General features: G+C 38.5%; 6 protein-coding genes. 2 read left to right on the top strand and 4 right to left on the bottom strand.

What is annotated here, in order from left to right:
- Positions 1-137 precede the first annotated feature (137 nt).
- Positions 138-1688 (top strand): hypothetical protein, encoded by a 1551-nt coding sequence (locus tag FTU02_RS12645; RefSeq protein ID WP_180157420.1) that lies wholly within the window; start codon positions 138-140, stop codon positions 1686-1688.
- Between the two features lie 164 nt (positions 1689-1852).
- Here FTU02_RS12645 and FTU02_RS12640 read toward each other — a convergent pair whose 3' ends face one another.
- Entirely contained in the window at positions 1853-3472 is a 1620-nt protein-coding gene (locus FTU02_RS12640; protein WP_180035527.1) for an inorganic phosphate transporter, read from the bottom strand.
- 479 nt (positions 3473-3951) lie between these two features.
- On the opposite strand from FTU02_RS12640, the gene metH reads away from it, so the two are divergent.
- A complete protein-coding gene (metH, locus tag FTU02_RS12635) occupies positions 3952-7641 on the top strand; it encodes a methionine synthase (protein ID WP_180157418.1) in 3690 nt (1229 codons plus the stop codon).
- A 36-nt stretch (positions 7642-7677) separates the two neighbouring features.
- On the opposite strand, the gene FTU02_RS12630 is transcribed toward metH, so the two are convergent.
- The 3 genes from FTU02_RS12630 to FTU02_RS12620 form a co-directional block, all read right to left on the bottom strand.
- Positions 7678-8268: a hypothetical protein gene (locus tag FTU02_RS12630; RefSeq protein ID WP_111884445.1), complete on the bottom strand. Its 591-nt coding sequence runs from the start codon at positions 8266-8268 to the stop codon at positions 7678-7680.
- Positions 8262-12044 (bottom strand): hypothetical protein, encoded by a 3783-nt coding sequence (locus tag FTU02_RS12625; protein ID WP_180157416.1) that lies wholly within the window; start codon positions 12042-12044, stop codon positions 8262-8264. The genes FTU02_RS12630 and FTU02_RS12625 overlap by 7 nt, the downstream gene beginning before the upstream one ends.
- 183 nt (positions 12045-12227) lie before the next feature.
- Positions 12228-13364 (bottom strand): GGDEF domain-containing protein, encoded by a 1137-nt coding sequence (locus tag FTU02_RS12620; RefSeq protein ID WP_162689735.1) that lies wholly within the window; start codon positions 13362-13364, stop codon positions 12228-12230.
- Between the last annotated feature and the right edge of the window lie 177 nt (positions 13365-13541).

The following is a 13541-nucleotide window of genomic DNA, read 5'->3' as shown; positions in this document are numbered from 1 at the left end:
TGTATATTCTACGAAAGTTCACAAAAGCACATGACAAATCATATAAATCTGGCACTTTATGCCACCCTATTTTTTAATTTGGCATAGATAATGTATACATCTGTATATTAATGACAAAATTAGCTGAGATATTTTGCATGTCGAGTTCAACTGAAGGTCTTCAATTTCCCATTTCGGCTTCAAACCAAAAGCCGAGTACATCTAAAACCGGTCGTGAAATTATCGCTGAAGCCTTAGCTGCAGTTGACCATCACTCTTCTGTACGTGCAAAACAAGAAAAAAACTGGCGTAAAAAATATCCTGAATATTTTAAAGCCTTGGTTGAACATGGGATTCAATCATCTGAAGCCGCGATCAACATTGCTGAGCAAGGTTTAAATAAAGCGCATCAAGTCTTTGAGTTTTATCGTGATCAAGAAAAGCATACGCTCAAAGATGCAGTAGCTTTGACTGCACATCCGCTGCATACCGTGAAATTAAAAGGTGAAAGTGACGCTGCACCTGAGTGGTATGTGCCCTATCATGGTCAAAAACTTCAAGGTGAGGCTTTACTGGCTCAGATTCAAAAATGGCAAGATGCTGGCATTATTGAAGCAAGTCATGCCGACGCATTACGTGAAGCCATTGCACACCCAGAATGGTTCGATTTGTCAGATCGGACTATGGTGCTTTTTGGTGCTGCCTCCGAAGCTGGCCCTCTGACGTGGTTAGCAAAATGGAAAGCCAATATTGTGGCAATTGACCTCAATAATGAACGTGTTTGGGATCGAATCTTAAGCACGGTTCAGGCCGGTAATGCCACTTTATATGCACCAAGTCTCGACGCTTTGCATGAAGACACATCCATTCAAGAACTAAAACACAAATTGGGCGCCAATTTACTGACACACATTCCTGAAATTGCACAATGGCTTGCACAAAGTGAACATCAACTAGATCTGGCTGCAATTGCCTATTTAGATGGTGAAAAGCATGTTCGTGTTGCAATGGCAATGGACAGCATCATGGCCTATGTCAGCCAACAAAAAGCCGACACCAGCTTGATGTTTATGTGTACTCCAACCGATGTCTATGCGGTTCCAGAAGAGATTGTTACGGCAGCGCAAGCCAAATTCCAAAACCGTGCTTCTGCACAAAAACTATTGACACAAAGTATTGCCAAAGTCACAGGTCAGCACTTCTTTAAGCAAAATAATGAGCAAACCATCACAGCAGACAATGGAAAATCATATGGTATTGCTGACTGTCTGGTGGTAGAACAAGGTCCAAACTACGCACTCGCAAAACGTATCCAACAATGGCGTGCAACTGTCGCACGTCAAAATGGTCAGCGGGTTAGTATCAATATTGCGCCATCCACCACGACCCGCTCAGTGACGAAGAATCCATTATTAAAAGCCGCATTTAATGGTGCGAGTTTATTTGATGTGGAATCGTTTCAACCTGAAACCACTAATGCACTCATGGCGGCTTTATGGATTCACGACTTGAGAAACCCTCAATCGGTTGCTAACCCTGAAACAGCGCTAGACCATCCATTAGAACTCATGATGCATGGTGCCAACCATGGTGGCTTATGGCGTGTGGCTTATTTGGCGCGTACTGCCTTACCTTTTGCAGCGCTGTATGGTTTTGCTGAAGAGAAATTGCCCATGAAAAAAGTATTGGGGCTTTTTAAAAAAGCATAATTGCGTTGGTTTAAATAAGTGTTGAACTTTGCAAAGCTTCAACTCGCTAGTTTGACTGTTCCAATTCAGCTCAGTCACCCCATTCAAATCGGTGATGACTGAGATAAAGCCATAAAAAAAACGCTGCCGAAGCAGCGTTTTTTTATATCTGGAATTTGAGTTGCTTAGAACACTTTCAAGAATAACCAGTACAAGCAACCTGATAGACAGATCGTTGCAGGTAAAGTGAAGACCCAAGCTGATAGAATGGTTTTCACTGTTGCAAAGTTCAGACCCGATTTATTCGCGACCATGGTACCTGCAACCGCAGAGTTAAGTACGTGTGTAGTCGATACAGGCATACCAAAACCATCCGCAGCAGCAATCGTTGACATAGCAACAAGCTCGGCAGACATACCCTGACCATAGGTCATGTGGTTTTTACCAATACGCTCACCTACAGTCACGACAATACGTTTCCAACCCACCATGGTTCCAAGACCCAGTGCCAATGCAACAGCGACTTTCACCCATGTTGGAATGTACTGTAAGAACGAGTCTAAGTGACTACGATATTCCTTCACAGTCTTTTGTTCAGCTTCTGCCATTGCTGGTAGTTGCTCAGCTTTATCTAGACGTTTAAAAGCAGTAGTACTTAAGTACATGTCATTACGAATCGAAGATACTTCTTGTTCAGGAATATCTTTTAAGTCGCCATACTGTGCAACACGCTCACCTAAATGATCGGTCAAACTTGCTAAAGCTGGCACAACTTCTGGGCTGACTTCTTTGGTTTGAATGTATTTGGTGAGTACATCACGCGCTTGTGCATCAGGAATATCCTTATGCTCTGCGTAGATCGCAGTCGCAGTTTGAGCAGATAACTGATGGAAAGATTGAATATGTTGATTATCTAAGTTCTTATTCAATGAATAAGCCAATGGCACACATCCGATCAAAATCAGCATGATCAGCCCCATACCTTTTTGACCATCATTTGAACCGTGCGCAAAACTTACACCTGTACAGGTAAAGATCAAAATTGCACGAATCAGTGGTGGTGGCGGCTTATTGCCTTCTGGTGGCTGAAACAATTCTAGCTGTTTGCGGAAAATACGCTTCACCAACAAGAAAACGAGTGCTGCAAATGCAAAACCAATCAGTGGCGAGAACAATAACGCCTTACCGACTTTAAGCACCTGCTCCATATCTACACCGCTCGCACCACCGCCTGCATTTAACAGGTAGTTCATGATGCCAACGCCAAGAATAGAACCAATCAAAGTATGCGAACTAGACGCTGGGATGCCCAAGAACCAAGTCCCTAAATTCCACAAAATCGCTGCGATCAACATAGCGAAAACCATGGCAAAGCCAGCACCTGAACCGACATTCATAATCAATTCAACAGGTAACAAGGCAATAATGCCGTAAGCGACTGCACCACTGGCAACCATTACGCCTAGGAAGTTACAGAAACCCGCCCACATTACCGCAACCGGTGCTGACAAGGCGTTGGTATAAATCACTGTTGCTACTGCATTTGCAGTGTCATGGAAACCATTTACAAATTCAAAGCCAAGTGCGATGAATAAGGCTGTGCCCAATAAAATCATTGAATAAAGACTTAAAGGCGGAACATGCGCTAAATCGGCAGTCACCTGAAAACCAATATAAATCAACGTTGAAATAATCACCGTCAAAAATACCGGCATAAAGAATTTCGGTGTAGGCACATGAACATTCGTGGACTTTTGAGGAGTCGACGTGTGCGCTGAATCTACGGGAGTTTGTTTAGAATTCATGCAGGCAGGAATAGAGGATTTTAAAATCCCCATATTGTTCAATTTAATTATGACAATTATATGACAAAGCGGTGTCATATAAAGCAATTTTTCATGCTTTATTTGTTTTTTTTAAGTGTTAAAAACCGACTTCCCTACTCTACTTTCATAAAGTAAATCAGTTATTTAATCTGCGTATTTAAACTTTATTTTCTTTAAAACCCAATGTTTCAACTTATATTTCATCTGTCATGTTTTTTTGTCATTTTGCATAGCCCTAATGGATGTTTTTTAATCTTGCCTGAGCAATATGACAAATTCATGAAGCTTTCCATACATTTATATGAAATTGGAATATGAAATTATCAAGTTGCAATATTGCTCATTAATTCAACAAGCTAATAATTGCGCGCTGTGAAGATGATTGAATATCAATAAAACTGCAATGAATTCTGTTAATATATTTGCCGATTTTATATTCCATCGGATTGGGGTTATTTATGTCCACGCTTGCCACCCTAAAAGAGCTGCTCGCTCAACGGATTCTGATTATCGACGGTGCAATGGGCACCATGATTCAGCGTCATAAACTCGAAGAAGCTGACTACCGTGGTGAGCGTTTTGCAGATTGGGCATCTGACCTCAAAGGCAATAATGACCTATTGGTGTTGACTCAGCCGCAAATCATTCAAGGCATTCATGAAGCCTATCTCGATGCTGGTGCAGACATTATTGAAACCAACAGCTTTAACGGCACAAAAGTTTCAATGTCTGACTACCACATGGAAGATTTGGTATCAGAGATCAACCGTGAAGCAGCGCGTATTGCCAAAGCAGCTTGTGAAAAATACTCAACGCCTGAAAAACCGCGTTTTGTAGCAGGTGTGCTTGGCCCGACTTCACGTACTTGCTCGATCTCGCCAAATGTAAATGACCCAGCATTTCGTAACATTACTTTTGATGAGTTAAAAGAAAACTATATTGAAGCTGCGCATGCCCTGATTGAAGGCGGTGCAGACATTCTTTTAATTGAAACAGTATTTGATACTTTGAACTGTAAAGCTGCCATTTTTGCAGTGAAAGAAGTCTTCAACCAAATTGGCTACGAATTGCCATTGATGATTTCAGGCACGATTACCGATGCCTCTGGCCGAACTTTAACTGGCCAAACTGCTGAAGCGTTCTGGAACTCTGTGCGTCATGGTGATTTATTGTCGATTGGCTTTAACTGTGCCCTAGGTGCAGATGCCATGCGTCCGCATGTAAAAACCATTGCTGACGTTGCCGATACTTTTGTTTCGGCGCATCCGAACGCTGGCTTACCAAATGCCTTCGGCGGTTATGATGAAACCCCTGAACAAACCGCTGCCTTTATTAAAGAATTTGCAGAAAGTGGCTTGATTAACATCACTGGCGGCTGCTGCGGTACAACGCCGGATCACATCCGTGCTATTGCCAATGCCGTAAAAGACATTAAGCCACGCCAAGTGCCAGAAACTAAGCCTGCTTGCCGTTTAAGCGGTTTAGAGCCGTTCAACATTACAGAAGATTCGCTGTTTGTAAACGTCGGTGAACGTACCAACGTGACAGGTTCTAAAAAATTCCTACGTTTAATCCGTGAAGAAAACTTTGCCGAAGCTTTAGAAGTTGCACAGCAGCAAGTTGAAGCCGGTGCTCAGATTATCGACATCAATATGGATGAAGGCATGCTGGATTCAGAAGGCGCAATGGTGCACTTCCTGAATCTTGTAGCCTCTGAACCTGAAATTTCACGTGTGCCGATCATGATTGACTCATCTAAATGGGAAATCATTGAAGCGGGCTTAAAATGTGTACAAGGTAAAGCAGTTGTTAACTCGATTTCCTTAAAAGAAGGCTATGACGAGTTCGTTGCAAAAGCGCGTTTGTGCCGTCAGTATGGCGCTGCGGTGATTGTGATGGCATTTGATGAAAATGGTCAGGCCGACACTGCTGCACGTAAAAAAGAAATCTGTAAACGTTCTTATGATGTATTGGTCAATGAAGTGGGCTTCCCTGCTGAAGACATCATTTTTGACCCTAACGTGTTTGCCGTGGCAACAGGTATCGAAGAACACAACAACTATGCTGTGGACTTTATTGAAGCGACAGGCTGGATCAAGCAAAACTTACCACATGCGATGATTTCAGGCGGTGTGTCTAACGTATCGTTCTCCTTCCGTGGTAACGAACCAGTCCGTGAAGCGATTCACTCTGTGTTCTTGTACCATGCCATCAAGCAAGGCATGACCATGGGTATCGTCAACGCAGGTCAAATGGCGATTTATGATGATATTGATGCTGAACTGAAAGCTGCGGTTGAAGATGTGATCTTGAACCAAAACCAAGGTGAAAGCCATCAAGAAGCTACAGAAAAGCTGCTTGAAGTTGCTGAGAAATACCGTGGTCAAGGCGCTGCGCAAAAACAAGTTGAAAACTTGGAATGGCGTGAACTTCCAGTTGAAAAACGTCTTGAACACGCTTTGGTTAAAGGCATCACCACCTTTATTGATGAAGATACTGAAGAAGCACGCCTGAAAGCTAAACGTCCACTCGATGTGATTGAAGGTCCGCTGATGGACGGCATGAATGTGGTAGGTGATTTGTTCGGTTCAGGCAAAATGTTCCTGCCGCAAGTCGTGAAATCTGCACGTGTCATGAAACAGGCTGTAGCTTGGCTCAACCCATTCATTGAAGCGGAAAAAACAGCTGGCCAATCTAAGGGTAAAGTCCTGATGGCAACTGTGAAAGGTGACGTACATGACATCGGTAAAAATATCGTGGGCGTAGTGCTGGGCTGTAATGGCTATGACATCATCGACCTTGGCGTGATGGTGCCTTGCGAGAAGATTCTGCAAACTGCCATTGATGAGAAAGTCGACATTATTGGTCTCTCTGGCCTCATTACGCCGTCACTGGATGAAATGGTTTTTGTTGCGAAAGAAATGCAGCGCAAAGGCTTTAATGTTCCATTGATGATTGGCGGTGCAACCACTTCTAAAGCGCATACGGCAGTGAAAATTGATCCGCAATATTCAAATGATGCGGTGATTTATGTTGCCGATGCATCTCGTGCGGTGGGTGTAGCAACAACTTTACTTTCTAAAGAAATGAAGCCTAAATTTGTTGAAGACACACGTGCTGAATATGAAAAAGTCCGTGAGCGTATTGCCAATAAACAGCCAAAAGCTGCCAAGCTGACATATGCTGAATCTGTAGAAAATGGCTTAAAAATTGACTTTGCTGCCAATGCGCCTGTGAAGCCAAACTTTATTGGTACGCAAACGCTGACCAATTATCCATTGGAAACATTAGTTGAGTACTTTGACTGGACACCGTTCTTCATTTCTTGGAGTTTGGCAGGTAAATTCCCTGCTATCTTAACGGATGAAGTTGTAGGTGAAGCAGCAACTGACTTGTATGAACAAGCACAGACCATGCTAAAAGACATCATCGACAACAAACGTTTTGATGCTCGTGCTGTGTTTGGTATTTACCCTGCTAACCGTTCTGCAGCGGATTCGGTTGAAGTGTATAGCGAAGATGGTCAATCGGTTACGCATACCTTCCATCACATTCGTCAACAGTCTGACAAAGTGACCGGCAAGCCGAACTTGTCATTAGCGGACTTTGTTGCGCCTAAAGGTGTCGCAGAAGACTACTTGGGCGGTTTCACGGTATCCATCTTTGGTGCGGAAGAAATGGCCAATGAGTACAAAGCTAAAGGCGATGACTACTCTGCAATTCTTGCACAATCTTTAGGTGACCGTTTTGCGGAAGCGTTTGCGGAGCATTTGCATGAGCGCATCCGTAAAGAGTTCTGGGGCAACCAAGCATCTGAAACCTTAAGCAATGAAGAATTGATTAAAGAGAAGTATGTCGGCATCCGTCCTGCACCGGGCTACCCTGCTTGCCCTGAGCACTCTGAAAAAGCGCCATTGTTTGACTGGTTAGGTTCTACCGACAAGATTGGTACGCAGTTGACGACGAGCTTTGCAATGTGGCCGCCTTCATCTGTCAGCGGTTTCTATTATGCTAACCCTGAAAGCCAATATTTTAACGTGGGTAAAATCGCAGGCGATCAGCTTGAGGATTATGCGAAACGTAAAGGCTGGACTTTAGATGAAGCGAAGCGTTGGTTAGCGCCAAATTTAGATGATTCTGTTCAGTAATTAGTTTGAAAAAATCCCCTCAAATGAGGGGATTTTTTAAAATAGTATTTTATATAAGCTAGATTTTTCTAATATTCGCAACTCTTGGATTCTCACACACATAAACATACAGAATAGTGCAATAGTCAAAATAATAAAGTCCCATACAATCCAATTCAAAATACTAAGCAGATCTCCTTTTTCAAATAGGTTATTAAATTTGACGATCATTTTATTAAAATTTAAAAATTGCCAAGATACATAACTAAAAAATAGGCTATAGATAAGAAAAAATGATACCGAGAAAAGGTTGAGTTTTACTTTATTAATTTTTACATCTGAATAATCTGAAGAAACCTTTAAATAAAACCTATATTTAGTAACTAGATACGCTTTTTGTTCTAACTTTTCATCATAGAAAAAGAGATCTACAATTTTCGCCTTTACGCCCTTCATATTAAGTAAACTTTCAGCAGCTCTATCTCGATAAATTTCGCGAATCTCATAATTTCTATAAAATTTCATCTCATATTCTTCCAGCGAATTATTAAATTCACGGACATGGTTCGACCTATGTTTACTTATAGAAATTACAGCAGCTAACAATGCACAAAAACCTGCAATAATTGCAGCAATAATTGTCACCATTCAAATTTCTCACTTCTTTGTTTTTCTCTCGCTATATCTTGTTTAGCCTGTTTATCAATAGCAACTAACCACTCTTTTTCTTTAGAAACAATAAGTGATTCAAGTTCAGGAAAGAACGGTATTATTTTATCTTTCAAAGAACTAATATACAGCAACCTAGTTTGCATAGCTTGCGACCAAGAGCCTGAAAAAACACCTCTCATTCTCAATATATGATTTTCAAAAAGTATATTTATAAGCTTAGACTTATGATTACTCATATTAATTAAAATGATCAATAAGTTTTTCCAAACAATATTATCTCCATTTCCCTCACTAACTAACTCTCTTCTGCTATCCACATATAGCATTGCATTTTCCACCCAAAAATTTATTTTTTCTTGATCTGTACCAATCCAATCAAGCACCTCTTTTTCATCTGCATAAGCCAGTACTTTGTCTACGTCATTCTGATAAAATTTGGACATAAAATTTTGATCTTCAACAAAATCAGTAATAAATTTGCCCGTATTATTTTCGATCAGCATTTTTAATAATTTAAATTTTTTATCTTCTCGACGAAATGAAATATAAGATTCAACACTAAAAAACTCTTTAACATCATTAAATATTTTAGCTTGGTAAAACTCGCCACAATCTAGTAAAACAAGTAAAGTATCTTCGAAGTAATTGAAAGCATCCTGAGAACTTATAAATTCAGAGACATAGTTTAATAAAATAGGTTGATATTTTACCGATAATTTATTTTGCAAATGGCATTCTGTCATAAGCTCATATTGAACTAACTTATGAGCATCAATGGAAATCAGGGCATCAACAACTAATTCAAATTGCTTGCTTGAGATTTTTTCATGTTTTTTTAACCAAGCTAAACTTAAAGCACGATCTAAACTAAATTTCCCTGTAACCAAAAATTCAATAAAAATTTCAAAATCTTGGTCTGTTTTACAACTATCAAATAAACTTATACCAATTATTTTATTGAATCGATCATCATTGACCAAACCTTTAACCAAAACTCTATATTGATCGATATTCTTAATTCTAAAGCCATTCAAAATTCCAACGATAAACTCAGAAGAATGTAAATTTTCATCTACACTTATCGTTTTTAAAATCTGAAGTAAATCATTTGCTAACTCAAAGGCAAATACACAACCCTCACCTAATCTTTGCAAATACTGATCACCTTGCCAACCATTTTTTGCATTAAGCAATATTTCAAAATTAGCTTTAACAATCTCTATATTCTGAAGCTCATCAGATATATAACTAATTAATTCATCATAATTATCAAATTCTGGGATTGGAATTGCATAATCTTCATTACTATCTTTAGTTAGACGATATAAATAATGATCATCTACCAACACATAGGATTTAATTAATTCTGAAATATTATTTTTCTGGGGTCTTAAGCTTTGCTCTAAAACCTCCAAATCTGACAATAATTTTGGTGCTTTAGCTTTTAGCTCATCACGATTCCATTGAATTATATTTAATAATTGTGAATGAGCCTCTGGGAAATATAGTCTCTGATTGAATCTTTCTAAATATTTTTTAGCAATATCAACTTTCCCGCATTTCCATATTACATGTTTAAGATTATTAGTAAAAACCTCTCGTGCTTTGCTAACATTTTGACTATCTAGTTCATCTAATAAACTCAGCAAAAACTCAACCCAGTCTAAGATTTCATCATGATTCTTCGGCTGATAGCCATATTCACTTAGTTGAGAACTTTCAAATGATTCTCTTATAAAAAATCCATAATCATCAAAATTGAGCGCTTTAGATAAACAATCTAAAAGGATCGACTCGTATTCCGGCTTCCTTTGTAATTGAGTCAGAACTTCCTTTTTTTGCTCTAAATCAGCCATTGTTTCTGATGTATAGAGCCTAAATAATGAAGTTACTAAATCTAGAATAGAATTGTTTCTTTCACCTTCTTTTTCATCTTTAGCAAAATAAATGAGTAACTCAGACGCTTTTTTAAAATTATGTGGTTGATAAGTTAAGGATCTAACTAATCTAGAAATTTCAACAAAATGAGTATTTTCTCTAGTTAAAAAACTAGGATCAGTATTATGTTTTTGTTCTAGTAATTGTAAAATTTGATCTACCGATATATGAGTAAGTAATCTAATTTTAACCAAATCTTGTGCATCATATTCATCATTTAACAGTTTTCCCCCCAACCATTCAGTAGAAGAAAACCATAATTTCACTAATTCTTGTACCTTAGGAACATCATGTAAGTAGCTTAAACGTTTAATACAGGACATCTGCAAACGTGCAGGCATATTTTGTATAAACTCATCTAGATGCTTCGGCAAACGTCGTGAAATACATTCTTTAGCTAAATGATTAGCTAGGACATGCGGTAAAATAGCACGCCATATCCCACGCTGTTGAACAATGTCTTTAGTTTTCAGCTCTTCAATTCTTTCAATTACATCATAACTATCAACTCTTGCAAATTTCGATACACAATCCAATTCAGAATTTTCTTCACCTACGTCCTCTAAATTAAAGGAATAAACTAAAGCAAAATTTTGAGCAACTTTATATAACTCATCATCACGCTGTCCTCTCTGCCAGAAGAGCCGTTCAAATAATTCAGAACTTGTGAGTAATGCTAAGTTATCAGTACGTTCAATATTTGAGGCTATTGCTAAAGCTAATCGATAGTTACCACCTGAAAAATCAGCAATTTTCCTTGCGTTTAAATCATTAATATGTGGGTAATGATGCTCAATAACTTTTTTTATAATTTCAGGGCTATTTGGCTTTAATTTATAAACTTCTGTACTTTCCGGTAAATCATCCTGAACATCATATTCAATAGTTAATAATGCAATTTGAGTATCTTTAATTTTTTTCGTTAGACTGCCATGTGTATCTTGCCCGCAATTATCTATAATTAAAATATAGGGCTTCTGTTTCTGTATTAGCTCTTCAACAAAATGCTGAGGTTGCGGATTAGGCGAATCACCAAAGTCACAATACCAAACATTTTTGATATCTAGACTATTAACTCCAACACGATCATCGAAAAGAGCTTGAGCTAAACGAGTTTTACCTACACCTGAGAGTCCAACTAATCTTATAGACGTACCACCTACTAATAATTTTTCTCTAATCGCATTGATACCATCAATCACACTCATTTCATTTTTATTAATATCTTTAGGTAGAACAACTTTAATATCTTCATCAACTAAATATTCTGCTTCAACGTTATCCTTTGTATTTGACCAATCATCGTAGCGTTGCCAACCTTCAAGCTTTTGCTGTGTAAAGAAGTATTTAGCTAAATCGCTATGCTCTAAGCACACAAATTCAGATTCAAAAAATGATGCTTCTCGCCATTCAAGCTCAATCATTAATTCTTTAGCTTTAGCGTTAATATCTAATAATGCCTGTGGAGACATCATTTTTTGCTCGGCTCTATTGTATGCTTCACCCCAAAACTGATTTGTATATACCAATTTTTTTGTTAGCGAGGGATGATCTCTTTTAGCTTTCTCTAACATTTCTAAAAAGTCATCTTTATGACTAGAAAGTTTTGTAAAGTAAAACTTCGCTTGAAAGCCTATAACCTCATCACTTCTTTCGATTGGATTTTTTTCAATACCTGACTGATTCTTAAATCCAAACCATCCCTTGGGTAAATCAAATTCGCGACAAAACAATAAATAAGCAAACCATTCAAACGTCATCTGTTGATTATTTGAAAATTTTGCTGAAAAGACTTCCCAATTTGGTTGGATCATTAATTTTTATCCATTTAATTTATAAAGACAAATTAAGTCAAAAATTCATTTTTTACAAATCACTCTCACCCCAGCCCTCTCCCACGGGGAGAGGGAGCATTCATTACGAATTCAACCCCATCATATATTTAATAATGGATATTCCCTCTCCTTTTAGGAGAGGGTTAGGGAGAGGTCAATTAATCATGCTAATACAGCAAACTGCACCTGATTCCGCCCATTTTCTTTCGATTTATATAGAGCCTGATCCGCCAAACGCGTCACTTCATCCATGCTCATACCGTCTTGCGCAGTAGCAACACCAAAACTCGCAGTTACTTTCAAAACACTTTGATTTGGCAGAGTGATCTCCAATGCTTCAATAGCCTGACGGCAGCGTTCCGCAATTTCTAAAGCCTTTGACAAGTCCTGATCGGCAAGTACCAAGGAAAATTCCTCCCCGCCAAAACGGCCAACCTTATCTTGCTCACGGACTGCATGTCTGAGCACATGGGCAACTTGGCGCAATACTAAGTCACCCGCTTCATGCCCATAACTATCATTAATTTTTTTAAAATGATCTAAATCCAAAAGAATCATCGAATATTTTTGGAAATTCTTTTGATGTCTTTTATTCACAAATTCAGATAAATAACGACGGTTATATACTCCCGTTAAACCATCAATTCGGCTCAAAATTTCAATCTTCTGATCTCGATTACGCCACTGACGCAGCAATATTTCAAAAAATAATGCTGAAGTAATTAATATCGGTGAGTAAAGGATCAACATACTTTTAAGCCAAAAACTATTGCTGTACAAATCACTTTGATTTAGCTGATCACTAAATAAAGGCGCATAAGCCAATGAACCAATGGCGGTGAAATAACACATCGCCCCAAAAACCAAAGTCACAATCACCATAATGCTATAAATGACTTTGGGTTTATAAAATACAAAACCAATCAGCAAAATATTCAAAATTCCGCCCATAGATGCAGGGCTATAAAGGCCAACACTTTTGGCTGAATACAGCAGCAGTAGCCCAAAAAATAGTGGAATAAACCAGCCCATAACATGACGGAACTTCGCATTTTGCTTAAATGCTAAAGCAAGTAAAAGTACAAAGGCGGTTAAAAATATCTGACACCATGTGGTAAAAATACGCTCATCATGATAGCTCTGACTAAACCAAATTTGGTTTGCAGACTCGTAATTCACCACATACCAACCCAAATGCCCAAGCAAGATCAGCAGCGCAAATACAAGTAAAAGTATGCCCTTATTAAAATCTGGCCAGTAAATGAATACATCGTCTGTCTCAAATAAATGAAATTTCAAAGACTTAAAATTTTCACTTATTTTATTTTTTATTCTTAGCATTTTGCCCATATATATTTATAAATCAAAAAATTAAATGGTTTTCACAACTGATATCCTTTTATTCAGATTTAAGGATTCCTTTTCTTTATAGCACCATTAAGATTGCTGATCTGCAAAACTTTAGACCACTTTTAA

Origin of the sequence: Acinetobacter sp. YH12045 (genome assembly GCF_013419925.1) — a bacterium.
Taxonomy (GTDB): domain Bacteria; phylum Pseudomonadota; class Gammaproteobacteria; order Pseudomonadales; family Moraxellaceae; genus Acinetobacter; species Acinetobacter amyesii.
Note: the sequence above shows the minus strand (reverse complement) of the source record. Positions and strands in the feature narration are given on the sequence as shown.